Genomic DNA, 17458 nt, shown 5'->3' on the forward strand with positions numbered 1-17458 from the left:
CGCATGCGGGAACATACCACTACGCGAAAGCGCTGGCTCGTTGCGACGGGCGCTCTTGCGCTGGTCATGGGTGTGTTCGCACTTGCCTTCGCCATGCGTGGCGCGACGCCTGACCCGCTGGCTCCCGCCGCGCCCGAGGCGAACGACCGGGTGCAGGGTGCTGTATCAATGCCCCTCATCGACCCCGAGGATAACGGCGTCATGAGTGATGGCGGCGGAGTCTCGAGCTCCCATGAGCTTGCAAGCTCCAACGTGCAAGACGACACGGTTCCGTATGCGGCGGGCGAGGTTCTGCTTCTGCTCGACGAATCCGCCACGCCTGAGTCGATGGGCGCGTTTCTTTCCTCGCTCGATTTCGTTACTACCAGGGAAGTCTCTCAGAGCGATATCGACTTGGGATTCGTGGAGCTAGAGCTGTCCGACGGCGTGACGGTGGATGATGCCGTGAGCTGGCTGGAAGAGGCGGGGTGCCAAGCCCAGCCCGACTTCTACTATCAGCTTGCCGAGGATGCACGGGAATGGCCCGCCGCTGATAGCGGGCTCGTGCCGCTTGCAAGCTCGATACTGCCACATGCCACGTCGATCGACGACGCATATCGCTCGTATCTGTGGGGACTTGGCTCCATGCAGGCATATGACGCGTGGGATATCCAGCGCTCGGAAGGCGCCGTGGTCGTTGCCGTTCTGGATAGCGGCTGCCGGCTTTCGCACGACGACCTGGAGGCGAATGTCGTCGACTCGTATGTTGCGGTAGCGGCCGCAGACCATGAAGATGCGGACTACGCGTACGACGTCGACGAATCGAGCTTCGCGGACGTGAGCGACATTCTGGGGCATGGCACGCATGTGGCGGGCATCGTTTCGGGCGTTGCGAACAACGGGAAGGGCATTGCGGGCGTTTCGTACAATGCGGGCATCCTTCCCATCAAGGTGTTCTATACCATGACGTACACGAAGAAGGATACGGGGATCTCGAAGACCGAAACCGTGGCGGAAACGAGCGATGTCTTGCGCGCGTATGCGTATATCGCCAGCTACAACGACGAGCACCCCGATGCTCCCGTGCGCGTGGTGAACATGAGCCTAGGCGGGACGATGGATAAGGTCACGGCCTCGTCCGACAAGGCCCTCATCAAGGCAGTCAACGACGCGACGGGCAGGGGCGTGCTCACCCTCGCCTCGGCGGGCAACGACGGTGCCAACGGCCCCGACGTGAATTACCCCAGCGATTACGGTAGCTGCCTGGGCGTGATCAGCCTTTCGCGCAATGCCTCCACGGGCGTGGTCACGCGCGCCTCGTCGTCTAATTACAATACGTCCAGCCAGACGAAGGGGAATACCAACAAGAACATTTCCGCCCCGGGCTCGAGCATCTACAGCACGCTGCATACGTCGAATTCTGCGTATGGGTACAAGAGCGGCACGTCGATGGCCTGCCCGTACGCGGCGGGCGTTGCCTCGCTTCTGTATTCCTACGACAAGAACCTTACCGTCGACCAGGTTAAATCCATTTTGTACGCATCCGCGACCGACTTGGCGTACGTGAGCGGAACCGAGGATGCCACGGTGGGCTGGGACCCGTATACGGGGTATGGCGAAGTCAATGCGTATCATGCGCTGCAGCTTCTTCGGATCGTCGAGGGGGATGCAACGCTGGGCAGCTCCTCTGTGGTGAAGGGCGGCCACGTGGACTTGTCGGTGCCCTACGGCGGCGAAGGCGTCTGGGCGTGGAGCTCTTCCAATCCCTCTATCGCCGGCGTAACGTCGGACGGGCGCGTGACGGGGTTCAATACCGGCACGGCAACCATAACAGCCACGCTTTCGAATGAGTTCGGCCTGGTGGCAACGGTAACGGGAACGGTGGAAGTACGTGCGTATACGCTGGACGGCGCGTCAATCGACGCTATCCCCAATCAGACGTTCACCGGTTCCGAAGTGCAGCCGTCCATCACCGTGCGCAAGGGTTCGATCGTGCTCACTCCCGGAGTCGATTACACGCTTTCCTATTCCAACAACGTGAATGCGGGCACGGCAACGGTTACAGCTGTGGGGAACGGGCAGTACGCGGGCAGCGTTTCCGCGTCGTTCGCCATCGATCCGAAGAGCCTCTCGACGGCGTTCGTGTACGCTCCCGGTTGCACGTACACGGGTTCGGCGCAGCAGCCCGCCGTGCGCGTGACGCTCGATGATGTCCCCTTGAACGCGGCCGACGATTATACGGTGTCCTACAGCGGAAACGTGAACGCGGGAACGGCGACCGCTACCGTTACGGGCAAGGGGAACTACGCGGGTACGGCATCGGGATCGTTCCAAATCGCGAAGGCATCCATTTCCGGCGCTTCGGTTGCCGCTTCTGCGCAGGCATATGCGGGCACCCCGCTTACGCCCGCGCCCGCCGTTCGCTGGAATGGCTTCGACTTGCAGGCCAATGTCGACTTTGCGGTTGCCTCGTATGCCGACAACATGCGCCCTGGCCTGGTTCGAGTGTACGTGACGGGCAAGGGGAACTTCGAGGGCGAAGCCTCGGGGTATTTCCTGGTGCTTGGGCTCATGAACACCTCGTATGTGCAGGTCGCGGCCCTTTGGCCTGCGGAATATACGGGATATGCCATCGAACCCGATCCCATTGTGGGCTTTGCGGGCGTGGGGCTTACGCGCGGAGTGGAATACGAGCTTTCCTACGCGAACAACGTGAATGCCGGGTCTGCGACCATTACCATCACGGGCCTAGGCCCCTATTACGCCAACGCCAAGGACGTGACGTTTTCTATCGGGCCTGCGGCGCTTTCCGTGCGGGCCGACGATCTTACGTTGCCATATGGCCAGACGGGGGAGGCCACGTTTGCGTACGAGGCCACGGGGCTGGTTGGCGGCGATACGTGTCAGATTGCCGTGAGCCTGTGCTATGCCGATGGCACGACGGCCGTCGTGGAAGACCTTGCCAGCCTTCCTGTGGGCACGTATACGCTCGTTCCTTCCGTGAATCTGGGCGATAAGCGTGATAACTATAACGTGACCTGCACAAATGGAACTTTCACCGTGGAAGCGCTCTCGCTTTCCGACGCGCAGGTAACGCTGCCTACCGATACGTATGGCTATACGGGGTCGTCCATCGAGCCCGTGCCGGAGGTAACGCTGAACGGCGATACGCTTGCCCCAGGCGTGGATTACTCCGTTTCGTACGCGGGCAACAGCCTCCCCGGCGTGGCGCAGGTGGTCGTTACGGGAATGAGCAATTACCAGGGCGAAGCGTCCGCGTCGTTCGAGATTCAGGGTGGTGATATGGCGGATGCAACCGTGCAGGTGGGCGAAGCCACGTATACGGGCGCCGCGGTAACGCCTGGGGTAGCGGTGTCGTTCCATGGGAAGGAGCTTGTGGAAGGCGCCGACTACGAGCTTTCGTACGCGAACAACGTCGCGGTGGGAACGGCGAGCGTTACGGTAACGGGCAAGGGCTTGTTCCGGGGTTCGCGCACGGCAACGTTTTCGATTGAGCGCGCCGACATTTCAACGGCAAGCGTTTCCGCAGATAGCTGCACGTATACGGGTGCGGCGCTCACGCCCGATCCGGTGGTCGTCTGGAATGGGCAAACGCTTTCCAAGGGCAACGACTATACCGTTTCCTACGCCAACAACGTGGCGGTGGGGACGGCTACCGTGAAGGTTACGGGCAAGGGCAATTTCGCGGGCTCGGCTACGGGCGCGTTCGCCATCTCGAAGAAGCCCTCAACGGGAATGTATCGCCTGTACAATCCCAATTCCGGTGAGCATTTCTACACGGCGAATGCCTCCGAGCGCGACAACCTGCGGCGCGTGGGCTGGCGCTATGAGGGCATTGGCTGGAATGCGCCCACTACGGGTGCCGAGGTGTATCGCCTCTACAATCCGAACGCGGGCGATCACCATTACACGATGAGCGTGCAGGAACGTGACAACCTGCGGCGCGTGGGCTGGCGCTACGAGGGCGTGGGCTGGTATTCCGACACGTCCAAGAGCGTTCCGCTCTACCGCCAGTACAATCCGAACGCCGTTTCGGGCTCCCATAACTACACCACCAGCAAGGCCGAGAACGATTCCCTGGTGCGCGTGGGCTGGCGCGCCGAGGGCATTGGCTGGTATGGCGTGTAGCGTCCATCTCTCATACTTGGTGTCGAATGTGTGCACGTAGTTGCCAATACGGGCGAGCGTGCTAGAATGACGAAGTTTCTTATTACACATGCGTGCCGGACTCGTGCCCGCTAGTGGCCACCGAAAAAGGCTGCGGACCGGGGTTGAACGCGCGCAGAGGATTAACGAATGGAGTAAACATGGAGAAGGTCTCTATCCAGACCCTGCTCGACGCAGGTGCGCATTTCGGTCATCAGACCCGCCGCTGGAACCCCAAAATGAAGCCGTACATCTTCGGCAACCGCGGTGACATCTACATCCTCGACCTGAAGAAGACCCTCGTGGGCATGGACCAGGCGTACACCTTCGTGCGCAACCTGGCTGCCAACGGTGGCACCATCCTCTTCGTGGGCACCAAGAAGCAGGCCCAGGAAAGCGTTGCCGAAGCTGCTAACAGCTGCGGCATGCCCTACGTGAACGCCCGCTGGCTCGGCGGTATGCTCACCAACTTCGTAACCATCCGCTCCCGCGTTGCTCGCATGGAAGAGCTCGAGGCCATGGACGCCGACGGCCGCATGGAGCTGCTGCCCAAGAAGGAGCAGATGCTGCTGCACAAGGAACTCACCAAGCTGCAGACGAACCTCAACGGTATCCGCAGCATGAAGAAGGCCCCCGACGCCATTTTCGTGGTCGACACCAACCGCGAGCTCATCGCCATCCACGAGGCTCAGCGCCTGCACATCCCCGTTGTCGGCACCATCGACACCAACTGCGATCCCGACGACGTCGACTTCGGCATCCCCGCTAACGACGACGCCATCCGTTCCGTCAAGCTCTTCTGCAAGTTCATCGCTGCCGCTGTCATCGACGGCATTGGTGCTCCTGTCACGCTTGAGGAAATGGCTGCCGAAGGCGAAGCCGCTGCCCCCGAGGCCGCTGCTGAAGCCGAAGCTCCCGCTGCCGAATAGCATTCGTACTGAATGGGGCGGCTTCACGCCGCCCCTCTTTCCATAGAGAGAGGAAACCCACATGGCTCAGATTACCGCCGCAATGGTTAAGGAACTCCGCGAGATGACGGGCGCCGGCATGATGGAGTGCAAGAAGGCCCTCACCGAGGCCGACGGCGACATGGACGGTGCCGTAGACGTACTGCGCACCCGTGGTCTGGCCGCTGCCGCCAAGAAGGCTGGCCGCGCCACCAACGAAGGCCGCGTCGTGGCTCTCGTTTGCGAGAAGAACCCCACCGTTGGCTCCGTGTGCCAGGTCAACTGCGAAACCGACTTCGTGGCCCTCACCGATAAGTTCCAGGAGTACGCCGAGAACTTCACGAAGGCCGTTACCATGAACAACCCCGCTTCCGTCGAAGAGCTCCTCGAGAGCGAATTCGAAGGCGAGAAGGTTCAGGACGCCCTCACCGAGGCCATTCACGTAATCGGCGAGAACATGCAGATCGCCAACTTCAAGCGTCTCGAGGTTTCCGGCACCGGCGCTCTGGTTCCCTACATCCACATGAACGGCAAGATCGGCGTTCTGGTTGCCTTCAACTTCAACAACGAGGCCACCGCTCAGGCCGACGCCTTCGCTCAGATGGGCAAGGATGTCGCCATGCAGATCGCCGCTACCTCTCCCGTGTCCCTCGACGAGACCAGCGTTCCCGCTGAAATCCGCGAGCACGAGATGGCCATCTACAAGGCTCAGGCTGCCGAGTCCGGCAAGCCCGAGGCCATCCAGGAGAAGATCGCTTCTGGCCGCATGCAGAAGTTCTACAAGGAAAACTGCCTGGTCGACCAGGACTTCGTGAAGGATCCCGACCAGACGGTCGCTTCCTACATCGCTGGCGTTTCCAAGGAACTCGGCGACGAGATCAAGGTTGTCGACTTCGCTCGCATCGCCCTGGGCGACTAACGGCGAAACAACCATTTCGTTTCGGGAGGATGCCTCGTGCATCCTCCTTTTTTATGCTGTCGAAATTTAGTCGTTTCGGCGGTGCCCATCCTCTGCGCATTCTGTAACGGGTGGGTTGCATGAGGGGCAATCTCGCTATAATCACTCAGACGAGAGAATAAAGAAACATGCGAAGGAACGGTGTATGTCGGAAGAAGTAATCATCGTTCGCGAAAGCGAAAATCTTACGGGTACGGTTCGCGTTTCGGGCGCGAAGAATTCGGCGCTCAAGCTCATCGCGGCATCGCTGCTGGGCCAGGGCGAAAGCACGATTCACAATGTCCCGCTTATTTCGGATATCGTCATCATGAGCGAGGTGCTGGAAACGCTGGGTGCTTCCGTACATCGCGAAGGGCATGTCCTCACCATAGATACCTCCACGGTCGATTCGTATGAAACGCCGTATGAACTTGTAAGCAAGATGCGCGCGAGCATTTCCGTCCTCGGGCCGCTCATCGGCCGTTTCGGTCGTGCCCACGTGGCCATGCCGGGCGGCTGCCAGATTGGCGCGCGCAAGATCGATATGCACCTCGTGGGCCTCGAGCAGCTGGGCGTGCATTTCGAAGTCGAGCATGGCTATCTGGTTGCCACTACGCCCAATGGCCTGCATGGCGGCAGCATCGTGCTCGATTTCCCCAGCGTGGGCGCAACGGAAAACGCCATGATGGCCGCTGTCGTGGCCGAAGGCGATACCGTAATCGATAACGCTGCCTGCGAGCCCGAAATCGAAGACCTCGCGAACATGCTCAACGCCATGGGTGCCAAGGTCAGCGGAGCGGGCACCTCGGTCATCACCATCGAGGGCGTGCCTCTTTCCAGCATGCATCCCTGCGAGCACACCACGGTGGGCGACCGCATCGAGGCCGGTACGTTCTTGGTGGGCGGTGCGCTCATGGGCGGTCCCCTCACGGTCGAGGGCATCGACCCGTCGTTCTTGCGCATGGCCCTCATGAAGCTGCGCGCGATGGGCTGCACGGTGGAAACCACGCAGGATTCCATTACCATCAGCCGCACGCAGCCCCTGCGTGCCGTCGACATTCAAACGCTGCCGCATCCCGGCTTCCCAACCGACCTGCAGGCGCAGTTCATGCTGCTTGCCTCACTGGCCGAGGGCAATTCCGTCATCACGGAAAACGTGTTCGAGAACCGCTTCATGTTTGCCTCGGAGCTGTCGCGCATGGGTGCCGATGTCGTCATCGACGATCATCACGCGCTCGTGCATGGCGTCGATGCGCTGCAGGGCGCTCCGGTTGTTTCCACCGACCTGCGCGCTGGTGGCGCGCTCGTCCTGGCGGGCCTCATCGCCGAGGGCGAAACCATCGTGCGCAAGATTTCCCATATCGACCGCGGTTACGAAGACTACGTGGGCAAGCTGTCTAGCCTGGGCGCGCGCGTCGAGCGCACGACCATCGAGGAATTGTAGGGCCCATGAGCCGCGAGCAGAAACGACTGCGCAAGCGCGCACGCGCGGTGAACAATTCCGTCATCGGCACGCATGCCGCCGCAAACTCGCGGCGCGCCGCACGCACGAACGTCAATTTCGGCAACCAGCGCGGCGCCCAGCGTGCCGTGCGTGGCGAGATTAGCCACGTGGTGCCCCATACGCGCACGAGCGAGTCGCATCGCGATTATTCCCGCAGGTCGCATAGGCGCGACTACGTGGAAGCGGGCATGCGCCGCAGGCGCCGCAGGAGCGTGTTCGCGTTCGTGGCCGTGGCGGCCCTTGCCGTGTTCGCGGTCATTACCGTCTCGCGTTTCGTATACGCTTCGTCCATCGATGGCCAGATGCGCATCTCCGATAGCGCCACGCTTGGCGCGCTCACGGCCGTGCAGAGCGATACCGACGCGTATTACACGCTCATCGCGGGCGAGTTCGCGAAGCCGGGCGAGGAATCCGATTCCTCCGACCTGCTCATGCTCATGCGCGTCGACCCGCAGAGCAACGTGGTCACGTTCGTGTCCATTCCCGCAAACATCACGGCGTCCATGTCCGATGGCAATACGCATATGCTTTCGGAAGCGGCGAGCGTTGGTGGCGATGCCGAGCTCATCAGCCAGGTCTCGTCGCTCATGGGCGTGAAGATCGCTCACTTTGCGAAGATAGGTGCAAGCTCCTTCGAGACGCTCGTGAACGAGCTGGGTGGCATCACGGTCGACCTTCCCGAGGAGGTGGATGACCCGCGCGCCGGAACGTTGTGGCTTCCCGCGGGGCAGACCACGCTCGATGGCGAAAAGGCACTCTTCGTGTGCCGTGCGCGCAACTACTCGCATCCCGAGAGTGTTCAGGCCCAGGTGCAGCAGGATGTCTTCGAGGCGCTTCTGCAGAAGGCGCTGGGTGGCACGAGCCTCGATTCCGTGCTCACGCTCGACACCATCGCGTCCGACTTCCAGACCGATCTTTCCTTTGGCGACCTTTCCTCGCTGGCCAAGGCCGTGTCGCTTGATGCCGTAACGGTGTACGGCGGCTGCGTGCCGGGTTCCGCTTCTACCGACGGAACGACGTACGCGGTTTCCAATAGCTCGCTTTCCGCGCTCATGGAAACGGTTGAAGCCGGTGGCGACCCGAACGCCGAGGAAGAGCTGGTCGACGTCGATCCTACGGGCGTCACGGTGAGCGTGCGCAATGGCGCGGGCATTACGGGTGCCGCTACCACCACCGCAAACGAGGTTACGGCTGCGGGCTATACCGTCACGGAAACGGGCAATACCGACACGTACGTATACGACGAGACGCTTATCATCTACGCGTCCGACGATATGGCCGACGCTGCGAAGAACCTCGTGAGCGTGTTGGGCTGCGGTCGCGTTTCCTCTGCCAGCGTGTACTATTCGTTCAGCAGCGATATCCTGGTGGTTATCGGCAAAGACTGGGTGGCTAACTAGGCAACCCATCGCGCCTTCACACCAACGTTCACTATCCGTTTATTGTGCTTCTATCCTGCTATGGTAGAATGCGCCTAGCATAATGAGATTACAGAAGGAGTTATCCCATGCCTAATCGTGAAGATGTAGCTGCAGTGCTCGAACTCATCCGTCCTAGCCTCCAGGCCGACGGTGGCGACGTTCGCCTGGTCGACGTCATGGAAGACGGCACCGTTTCCGTGGAACTGCAGGGTGCCTGCCATGGTTGCCCCATGTCCCAGATGACGCTCGCCAACGGCATCGAGCGCATCCTGAAGGATCGCGTTCCCGGCGTCGTGAAGGTTGTTCCCGCTGAATAACCCATCGCCTTTGCGAACCTAAAGCCGCTGGCACCGCCGGCGGCTTTTTTGTTGCCCGTTTTCACGCTCGGGAACGTTTGCTACTCGGGTTCAGGTTGTAACTCGTCGCGGGGTCGGGTCGGGATTGCCCCTTGGGGCACCCGCTCCGCTGCTCGCGTGGTTTCGGCCCCGCACGGGCCGAAACCAACGCTCGTGCGCTCGCTGCTTCATGCTTTTAAATGGTTGCTTGGCTAAGCCAAGCAACTTCTTATTTTGATTTCAGAGTGCCCCAAGGGGCAATTCCGACCCGGCCTTGGATGGGCGATCGGGTTGCACCCTGGTGCGGTCCTGACGATTCCCGATCGGGAGAACGGTTTGCAAAAAGAATCGACGGGCATTTGCTGCCAGGCTGGTCATATGGTTCCCGACTGGCGCCGCCTGGGTCGTCCGCGAGAGGGTAACCTTGCCGAGCCGGTGTCCGCTGCAAGCCGTAAAACCATGTGACAGTTGGTTCCTGCTGCGAACGACGTGCCTACGTCGGCCTGCATGTGCTTCTTGGGGCACTCTGAAAGCCTTCTAATAAAGCGCTAAGTTCGGGGTTCGGCGCGGAGAGCGGGAAGCGGAGCTTCACGCAAATCCGCGCCGAACCCCGAACAGCGCAAGTAAAAGCATGAAGCAGCGCAGCGCATGAGCAATGGCTTTTGCCCCGTTGAGGGGCAAAAGCCGAGCGAACAGCGGAGCGGTGCCCAAGAGGCACATGCGGGCCGGCGGCCAGTTGCTCCCAACAACGACGCGGCCCTTTTGTTTCGTTGTGGGCCTTGCGCTATCGACTGTCGCGTTTTTAGTGCGGCGTGCGACGAGAGCGCGGTCGTCCGCCACTCACGAACCAGAGTGCATAGGCGAGGACGAGGCAGAATGCGGTGATGATGGCGTACGAGATGGGCAGGGCCACGGTGCCGTTGAGCGTGAAGTTGTACCAGTCGGTACCCGTAAGTCCGAAGCTCAGGCCGTTCAGCAGGATATTCACGGCGTAGAAAACCGCGTAGGCGATAGCGGGGATAAGCCCCAGGGGCGCTTGTGCCGCCGAGACGCTCGTGCCGCTGCGCGCGATGAGCAGCGCCGCGAGCGCGAGGAGCGGGGCTACGAGGTGCAGGAAGAAGTTTCCGCCCGCCATAACCGCCGGGAATCCCATGGCCGGGCCCAGGAACAGCATCACGACCAGGAACGTGAGCATGATCGCGTTGGTGCCAATCAGGCGCAGTAGGTGCAGGCGTGGCGAGATGCGCGTGCTTGCGCCCGTCAGCATGCGCGCTTCCTGCGCGGCGCAAGCAATGCAGCAGGCGGCCATGAGCAGGTTCGAAAGCACGGTGAAATAGCGAAGGCTGCCCAGGCCGGAAAACGACAGGGCGCCGCCGTCGATGCCGGCTATCATGGAAATCCAGGCAAGGATGCTGGTTAATGCGGTAAGCACGTCGAGCGTGATTAGGGTGCGCAAGCGCGCGGGGGAGTAGGTGGTTCCAATCGCTGGGGTATCGGGCGCGTTGTCGCGAACTTGCTGCGGCATGCGTGCAGTCATGGGGCCTCGTTTCTCTTCGATTTTGTCTAGGCAATGGTATCCCATAGCCTCCTGTTCGTAGGTAACCCTTCGTATACGCTGCGGCGCGGTTGCGGAAACCCCAGGTGCGCCGCATGCTCCATTGGGCGGGCTCTTCGTCAGCGCCGAGGTTGCCGCGGTATGTTCTGCTACAATCGAAGTGAACGTAGAACCAAGGGTTTCAAACGTGCGGGGATCGGGGGGTTCCATGGCAACGGTAGTTACATGCGAAACGTGCGGATCGACCGACTTCGACCTGCATGACTATTGTTCTGTGATGGTGCTCAGCCCCGAGCGCGCGCTCTTCACTCTGAAGTGCGCGAAGTGCGGAACGAAAGTTACCACGCTCTCGCCCATACCCGAAGATATGCGTTCAAGAATCGCTGCCGCCGCGCGCGAGATGAATGCGGGCATGGGCGGTTGCGAAACGTCAAATCGATAGACGTGGCCGGCGGGTCGCGTTGCGTCCGCGGGAAAAATTATGCTCAACGAAATCTATCACATGCTCGACCCCGTAGCCTTCACGCTGGGCCCCCTGTCCGTGCGTTGGTATGGCATTGCCTACGTCATCGGCTTCATCTTCGCCGGCCTGGTCATTTCCAAAACGGCTAAGCGCTGGGGCGTTCGCGTCACGTCCGACGACCTTTCCACCATCCTCATCTGCGTGGTCGTAGGCGTTATCCTGGGCGCTCGTTTGGGGTACGTGCTGTTCTATGGCGACGGCTATTACTTCCAGCATCCGCTCGAGATCTTGGCGTTCTCTCAGGGTGGCATGAGCTTCCATGGCGGCCTCATCGGCGCGCTCCTTTCCGGCATCGTGGCTGCGAAAATCTGCGGCATTCCCTATACCACCCTGGCCGACTTGGGCTGCATTGCGGCTCCCATTGGCCTGTTCTGCGGCCGATGCGCCAACTTCATCAATGGCGAGCTGTGGGGCGCCCCCACCGATCTGCCCTGGGCGGTCGTCTTCGGCGGGGCAGCCGGTTCCGTGCCACGCCATCCGTCGCAGCTCTACGAAGCCCTGCTCGAGGGCGTCGTGCTCTTCATCGTGCTGTACGCCTTGTCCCGCAAGACGCCGCCGCGCCCTCGTGGTACGTTTCTGGGCCTGTTCCTGCTACTGTATGGCCTGTTCCGTTTCGCGGTCGAATTCGTGCGCCTGCCCGACGAGCAGCTGGGGTACCTGCTGGGCACGGGCTGGCTCACTATGGGGCAGGTGCTGTCGCTTCCGCTCGTTGTTGCGGGCATTGCCATGCTCGTGTGGGTGGCCAAAGCGCGTCTTCCCCAGCAGGGGCACCCTCTTGCGGAAGACGATGGGGAAGGAGCTTCCGCATAAGCGAGCGTCGCTCCTTCGCTCGATTCGCAGTTTAGTAACGCGTGGGAAGCGCGTGCCGCGATTGCGCTAGCATGGGTTCATGTTCATGGTGTCGGCGAAGGAGGAACCATGTCCCTAGCGTTTTACAAGTGCGCGACGTGCGGCAATATCGCCGTGAAACCCTACGATTCAGGAGCTCCGCTTTCCTGCTGCGGCCAGAAGATGGTCGAGCTGGTGGCGAATACCGTAGATGCCGCCAAGGAAAAGCACGTTCCCATGGTCACGGTGAATGGCCCGCAGATCGATGTGGTAGTGGGCGAGGTCGAGCACCCCATGCTCGAAGAGCATTTCATCACGTTCATTTGCCTCGAAACGCAGAAGGCCTACCAGTTTGCCCAGCTTCAGCCTGGTCAGAAGCCTGCAGCGTCGTTCGCCATCTCCGATGACGATGCGCCCATTGCGGTGTACGAGTATTGCAACCTGCATGGGCTCTGGAAGACCGATCTGTAATCGCGTTGTGAAACAGCCCTTGTCTCCGCCCGCCGCTCCTTATCGAGCGGCGGGTTTTCGTTTGCGCGTACGTGTTCCCTTGCGGTAGGAGTTCCGCTGGGCGTACGGGGCCAAGGCGTATGCGGTATTATCTTTCCCATGAAATCAGAACGAATCGATACATGCATCATCGGCTGTGGCGCCTCTGGGCTGGCAGCTGCCATAACGGCGGCTCGCGCGGGGCGTAGCGTGGTCGTTCTCGAGCGCGATTTCGAATACGGGCGCTCGATTAAGCGCACGGGCGATGGGCGTTGCAATATCGCGAACGCCTGCACTAGTGCGGCTACCTATCACAACAACTCCTTTGTCGAGCAGGCGTTTCGCGTATGCGGCCCCAGCCGCGCGCTCGCGTTCCTGGAAAGCTGCGGTCTCGTGCTGCGCCAGGAAGGCGAGGGACGTCTGTATCCCCAGGCGAATAAGGCCACGTCGGTGGTTGATGCGCTGTTGCTGGCGGCATCCCGGGCGGGTGTGCGCATCATGTTTGGCTGCGAGGTCGACGCAATCGCTCAGCGCGGCGAACTGTGGGAGGTGTCGTGCTTGCGGGCACAGCTTCCCGTGAAGGATAAGCGCATCACCGCGAAGGATCGAGCTCAGGCGTGGTCTTCCGCGAAGCGCACTGCGCTCGAGGCCCGCTGCGTTGTGTATTGCGGCGGAGGGAACGTTCCAGCTTCGATTGTGCCCGACGGCGTGAAGCTGAACCCGTCGGTGCCGGTGCTCGGTCCGTTGGCGACCGACGCGAAACCCATTGCGGGGCTCGATAAAGTGCGCGTGAAATGCGCCCTTTCGTCAGGCGATATGCGCGAAGCGGGGGAAATCACGTTTCGCACGTATGGCGTTTCGGGCATTGCGGCGTTCAACTTGTCGCGTCACGTGAAGCCTGGCGATACGCTGTGCATCGACTTCCTTCCCGAGGCTCGCATCGATGACGCGGAAGAGGAACTCTGCCGCAGGCTCGATGCGCTTGCTCCTTGTACGGGTGAAGAATTTTGTACGGGCATGCTTCTGCCCGACGTTGCGCGCGTCGTGTTGCGCGCGGCGGGACTGCGCGAGAACGAGGCTGTCGCGCGCGAAGACATGCCGCGCCTGGCGCGCATGCTCCGCTCGTTTCCGCTTACCGTGAAGGGCATTGGCGATGAAGCGCTGTGCCAGGTCCATCGTGGGGGCGTGAGCGTTTCGCAGGTCGAGCCGTCAACTATGGAAGTGCGAACCTGTCCTGGTTTGTACGTATGCGGCGAAGCGCTCGACATCGACGCCCCGTGTGGCGGATATAACCTCCATTGGGCGTGGGCAAGTGGCATTATCGCGGGAGAGGCGGTGAGCGCGTAGTGATCAGGGTTCCCAATGTGCGATGCACGCTCGATGAGGAGCGCGAGTCGCGCGGCGATATCGCCTTTACGGAGGGTGCGCTGGCGCGCGCCGTTGCGAAGAAGCTCGGTCTCTCCGTGGACGACGTGCGCGAGGTGCGTACGTTGCGTCGCAGCATCGATGCGCGCAAGAAGAACGACGTGCATTTCAACGTTACCGCGTGCGTGACCCTGCGGAATGAAATGAGCGAGCAAGCTGCGGTGGAAAGCGGCAAGGCCCAGGCGTATCGCATCCCTAAGCCCCTGTCGTTTCCCCAGCTCGAAGCCTCTTGCGAGCCGCGGCCGCTCGTGGTGGGTGCGGGTCCTGCGGGCTTGTTCTGCGCGCTTTATCTGGCGCATGCGGGCTTGCGTCCGCTGTTGGTGGAGCGCGGTGCGTCTGTGGAGGAGCGTACGCGCATCGTCGAGGCGTTCAACGAGGGCGCCCCGCTCGATGTGCATACGAATATCCAGTTCGGCGAAGGCGGCGCGGGAACGTTTTCCGACGGAAAGCTCACCACGAATACGAAGCACCCGTTCACGCCCTATGCGTTGGAATGGTTCGTCGAGGCAGGCGCGCCCCAGGACATCCTATGGGATGCCAAGCCCCACATTGGAAGCGACGTGCTGCCTGGGGTAGTGCGTGCGCTGCGCGAACGCATTATCGAGCTGGGCGGCGAGGTACGTTTTGGCACGCAGCTGGTCGATGCGCGCTTCTCGCGGGGAAAGCTTCGCGAGGCGGTGCTTGAGGACGTGCATACGGGCGAGCGCTTTGTGCTCCCCGTAGCGCGCATGGTTGTGGCCTGCGGCCATTCTGCGCGCGACACGTTCGAGGCCATTCGCGCATGGGGCCTGTTCATGGAGCAGAAGCCCTTTTCGATGGGCGTACGCATCGAGCATCCCCAGAGCATGGTCAATGCTTCGCAATGGGGCCCTGCCGCGAATCATCCCGCTCTGCGCAATCGTGCGGCCGACTACAAGATGGCCATTCACGTGAATAAGCGCAGAAGCGCCTACACGTTCTGCATGTGTCCTGGTGGCACGGTGGTTCCCGCTGCAAGCGAGGAAGGCGGCGTAGTAACCAACGGCATGAGCGAGCGTGCGCGCGATGGGCGCAATGCCAATGCGGCGCTGCTCGTGAACGTCGATCCGGAAGACTTTGGCTCCAGCGACCCTCTGGCGGGCATGTACCTGCAGCGCGAGGTGGAGCAACGCGCGTATCAGGTGGCGCTGGAAGCTGCTGGTGCGCCGTATTCTGCGCCTGCGCAAACGGTGGGCGACTTCCTGGCCGATATGCAGCGTAGCGCGGCGAAAGGGCCGGCCAACCCGGTTGAGCCCACGTATGCGCGGGGAATCGTGTCCGCGCATCTGCGCAACGTGCTTCCCGCGTTCGTGTGCGAAACCATCACCGACGCGCTTCCCCAGATGGATAGGCGCCTGCATGGCTTTGCTTCCGCGGGCGCTCTCATGACGGCCCCGGAAACCAGGTCGTCTTCTCCCGTGCGCATATGTCGCGGTGCCGACTTCCAGGCGTTTCTGGGCTCGTCGGCGCCCCGCAGCGAGAACGCGGGCACGGGGGTGTACCCCTGTGGCGAGGGTGCGGGCTATGCGGGTGGAATCGTGTCCGCAGCAGCCGACGGCATGCGCGTTGCGCAATGCATCGTAGACGCCCTTGCGGCCGATGTGGCCAATTCGGAGGCGGGGGCACCCTCCCAGCTCGAAGCTGCTGCAAACGAAGCGGAGGTCGCTGCAGCCGTTCGCGCTCTGCGCGAGGGCGAGGCGGTTGCGTTCCCCACCGACACCGTGTTCGGATTGGGCGTGGCGATTGAATTCGCCCCGTCACCCGCCGACTTGTATCGCATCAAGCGTCGTCCCGCCAGCAAGCCCGTTGCGTGGCTTGTGCGTGGAACGGGCGATCTGGACGCTTATGGCGTTGAGGTCCCGAAATATGCATACGACCTGGCGAAACGTTTTTGGCCTGGCGCGCTCACGCTTATCGTGCGCGCAAGCGAGGCCGTGCCGCCGGCATATCGTTCGCCTGCGGGAGCTATCGCCTTGCGCATGCCTAACAGCGATACGGCACGCATGCTCATGCAGCGTGTGGGTTGCCCCTTGGCCACCACGTCTGCGAACATCTCGGGGGAGGATGCCCCTGCGTGCGCGGCCGACCTGGCGCCGTCGATCGCCCAGGGTGCGTCAATGGTCGTTGAGGGGTTCGTGAACGCGAGCGGCGTTGCATCGACCGTGGTCGACTGCACGGGCCCCACCCCCCAGGTGCTTCGCCAAGGAACCGTCGTCATAGATAACCAACGAAAGAAATAGTCCAGCTCGGTCGCACGAAACGCGAGGAGGTTCGTATGCTGCCAACTGAAACGGTCGAAGAGCTCAAGCAGAGCGTGAAGCGCGAGGAATTCTACTTCGATTCCTCCGATGGCGAGACGCGCATTCGTGCGCTCGCGTGGATTCCCCAGGGTACGCCGCGAGCCATCGTGCAGCTGGCCCATGGCATGGTCGAGCATATCGAGCGCTACGATGATTTCGCGCGCACGCTTGCCGTAAGCGGTTACGCCGTGATGGGCAACGATCATATTGGACACGGCAAGAGCCTGCTCCATGGCAGTGAACTGGGCCAGCTCCCCGTGGGCGGCAACGACATCATGGTCGCCGACGTGCACACGTTGCGCTCCTATGCCCAGGCGCGTTTTGGCGAACACCCTCATTTCCTGTTTGGCCATTCCATGGGCAGCTTCGTGGTCCGCGTGTACGCCTCGCGCTACGGCGAAGGGCTCGCGGGCGTCATTGCCTGCGGTTCGGGCCAGCAGGTCGGTCCCATCTACGTGATGGGCGAGGGGCTGGCGCGCGGAATCGCCCACGTGTGGGGCGGCGACTACCGCAGCAACCTGCTGCATTCCATAGTCATGGGATCGTACGGCAAGCGACTGAAGGGGGCTACCGGCCCGCTCGACTGGCTGAACTCGTCGCCTGAACAGGTGCGGGCGTACGCCGGCGACACCGAATGCGGCTTCATGTTCTCGGCTGGTGGGTATGCGTCCCTCATTGCGCTCTTGAACGAGTGCTCGACGGTTGAATGCGCGCGCAATACGCCCGAAGACCTTCCCGTGTTGTTCGTTTCCGGCTCTCAGGACATCGTGGGGGACTATGGCCGTGGCGTTCGCCGTGCTGCCGATGCCATCGCGCGTACGGGGCATGCTGACGTTGAGGTTCGCCTGTACGACGGCATGCGCCACGAGATCCTGATGGAGCCTGCTCACGAGCTGGTGTATGCCGACATTCTGGAATGGCTGGAGGAGCGTCTGTGAGTAAGTACGTAATCGCCCTCGACCAGGGCACGACGTCGTCGAGGGCGCTGCTCGTCGATCGCGACTGCATCGTTCGCGGCGTGTACCAGATG

At 61.8% G+C, this 17458-nt stretch carries 13 protein-coding genes; 12 read left to right on the forward strand and 1 reads right to left on the reverse strand.

Translation table 11 applies throughout. The features are described from left to right. Positions 1-3: 3 nt before the first annotated feature. The 6 genes from AC04P6_RS08240 to AC04P6_RS08265 all read left to right on the forward strand — a co-directional run bounded on the left by AC04P6_RS08240 (position 4) and on the right by AC04P6_RS08265 (position 9272). A complete protein-coding gene (locus AC04P6_RS08240; RefSeq protein ID WP_475566141.1) occupies positions 4-4128 on the forward strand; it encodes a S8 family serine peptidase in 4125 nt (1374 codons plus the stop codon). A 179-nt stretch (positions 4129-4307) separates the two neighbouring features. After that, positions 4308-5075 carry a 30S ribosomal protein S2 gene (rpsB, locus tag AC04P6_RS08245; protein ID WP_475566142.1) on the forward strand — a complete coding sequence of 256 codons (768 nt, stop codon included), beginning with the start codon at positions 4308-4310 and terminating at the stop codon, positions 5073-5075. A 61-nt stretch (positions 5076-5136) separates the two neighbouring features. Beyond that, positions 5137-6012, forward strand: a complete 876-nt coding sequence (gene tsf / locus AC04P6_RS08250; protein WP_475566143.1) for a translation elongation factor Ts — start codon at positions 5137-5139, stop codon at positions 6010-6012. Between the two features lie 184 nt (positions 6013-6196). Beyond that, positions 6197-7474, forward strand: coding sequence for a UDP-N-acetylglucosamine 1-carboxyvinyltransferase (gene murA / locus AC04P6_RS08255; protein ID WP_475566144.1), 1278 nt, complete (start codon positions 6197-6199; stop codon positions 7472-7474). Between the two features lie 5 nt (positions 7475-7479). Beyond that, positions 7480-8934: an LCP family protein gene (locus tag AC04P6_RS08260; RefSeq protein ID WP_475566145.1), complete on the forward strand. Its 1455-nt coding sequence runs from the start codon at positions 7480-7482 to the stop codon at positions 8932-8934. Between the two features lie 107 nt (positions 8935-9041). Beyond that, positions 9042-9272, forward strand: coding sequence for a NifU family protein (locus tag AC04P6_RS08265; protein WP_475566146.1), 231 nt, complete (start codon positions 9042-9044; stop codon positions 9270-9272). Between the two features lie 820 nt (positions 9273-10092). Here the strand turns inward: AC04P6_RS08265 and AC04P6_RS08270 are convergent. Continuing rightward, positions 10093-10827, reverse strand: a complete 735-nt coding sequence (locus tag AC04P6_RS08270) for a hypothetical protein (protein ID WP_475566147.1) — start codon at positions 10825-10827, stop codon at positions 10093-10095. A 226-nt stretch (positions 10828-11053) separates the two neighbouring features. Between AC04P6_RS08270 and AC04P6_RS08275 the strand changes: the two genes are divergently transcribed. From AC04P6_RS08275 to AC04P6_RS08300, 6 genes are all read left to right on the forward strand, one after another. Beyond that, positions 11054-11287 (forward strand): UDP-N-acetylmuramoylalanyl-D-glutamate--2,6-diaminopimelate ligase, encoded by a 234-nt coding sequence (locus AC04P6_RS08275; protein ID WP_475566148.1) that lies wholly within the window; start codon positions 11054-11056, stop codon positions 11285-11287. Positions 11288-11326: 39 nt separating this feature from the next. Then, positions 11327-12178 carry a prolipoprotein diacylglyceryl transferase gene (lgt, locus tag AC04P6_RS08280; RefSeq protein WP_475566149.1) on the forward strand — a complete coding sequence of 284 codons (852 nt, stop codon included), beginning with the start codon at positions 11327-11329 and terminating at the stop codon, positions 12176-12178. A gap of 108 nt (positions 12179-12286) precedes the next feature. Further along, on the forward strand, positions 12287-12667 hold the full coding sequence (locus tag AC04P6_RS08285) for a desulfoferrodoxin family protein (protein WP_475566150.1): 381 nt from the start codon (positions 12287-12289) through the stop codon (positions 12665-12667). A 138-nt stretch (positions 12668-12805) separates the two neighbouring features. After that, entirely contained in the window at positions 12806-14032 is a 1227-nt protein-coding gene (locus AC04P6_RS08290; protein WP_475566151.1) for an aminoacetone oxidase family FAD-binding enzyme, read from the forward strand. Further along, on the forward strand, positions 14032-16368 hold the full coding sequence (locus tag AC04P6_RS08295) for an L-threonylcarbamoyladenylate synthase (RefSeq protein WP_475566152.1): 2337 nt from the start codon (positions 14032-14034) through the stop codon (positions 16366-16368). Before AC04P6_RS08290 ends, AC04P6_RS08295 begins: the two co-directional genes overlap by 1 nt. A 35-nt stretch (positions 16369-16403) precedes the next feature. Next, complete coding sequence (locus tag AC04P6_RS08300; RefSeq protein ID WP_475566153.1) at positions 16404-17366, forward strand: alpha/beta fold hydrolase; 963 nt, start codon at positions 16404-16406, stop codon at positions 17364-17366. Positions 17367-17458: the final 92 nt, after the last annotated feature.

This window comes from Denitrobacterium sp. (genome assembly GCF_056180635.1).

What these genes read in the sequence shown, in the direction of transcription:
- AC04P6_RS08240 (WP_475566141.1), top strand. Translation starts at nt 4, where the DNA reads ATGCGGGAACATACCACTACGCGAAAGCGCTGGCTCGTTGCGACGGGC.
- rpsB (WP_475566142.1), top strand. Translation starts at nt 4,308, where the DNA reads ATGGAGAAGGTCTCTATCCAGACCCTGCTCGACGCAGGTGCGCATTTC.
- tsf (WP_475566143.1), top strand. Translation starts at nt 5,137, where the DNA reads ATGGCTCAGATTACCGCCGCAATGGTTAAGGAACTCCGCGAGATGACG.
- murA (WP_475566144.1), top strand. Translation starts at nt 6,197, where the DNA reads ATGTCGGAAGAAGTAATCATCGTTCGCGAAAGCGAAAATCTTACGGGT.
- AC04P6_RS08260 (WP_475566145.1), top strand. Translation starts at nt 7,480, where the DNA reads ATGAGCCGCGAGCAGAAACGACTGCGCAAGCGCGCACGCGCGGTGAAC.
- AC04P6_RS08265 (WP_475566146.1), top strand. Translation starts at nt 9,042, where the DNA reads ATGCCTAATCGTGAAGATGTAGCTGCAGTGCTCGAACTCATCCGTCCT.
- AC04P6_RS08270 (WP_475566147.1), bottom strand. Translation starts at nt 10,827, where the DNA reads ATGACTGCACGCATGCCGCAGCAAGTTCGCGACAACGCGCCCGATACC.
- AC04P6_RS08275 (WP_475566148.1), top strand. Translation starts at nt 11,054, where the DNA reads ATGGCAACGGTAGTTACATGCGAAACGTGCGGATCGACCGACTTCGAC.
- lgt (WP_475566149.1), top strand. Translation starts at nt 11,327, where the DNA reads ATGCTCAACGAAATCTATCACATGCTCGACCCCGTAGCCTTCACGCTG.
- AC04P6_RS08285 (WP_475566150.1), top strand. Translation starts at nt 12,287, where the DNA reads ATGTCCCTAGCGTTTTACAAGTGCGCGACGTGCGGCAATATCGCCGTG.
- AC04P6_RS08290 (WP_475566151.1), top strand. Translation starts at nt 12,806, where the DNA reads ATGAAATCAGAACGAATCGATACATGCATCATCGGCTGTGGCGCCTCT.
- AC04P6_RS08300 (WP_475566153.1), top strand. Translation starts at nt 16,404, where the DNA reads ATGCTGCCAACTGAAACGGTCGAAGAGCTCAAGCAGAGCGTGAAGCGC.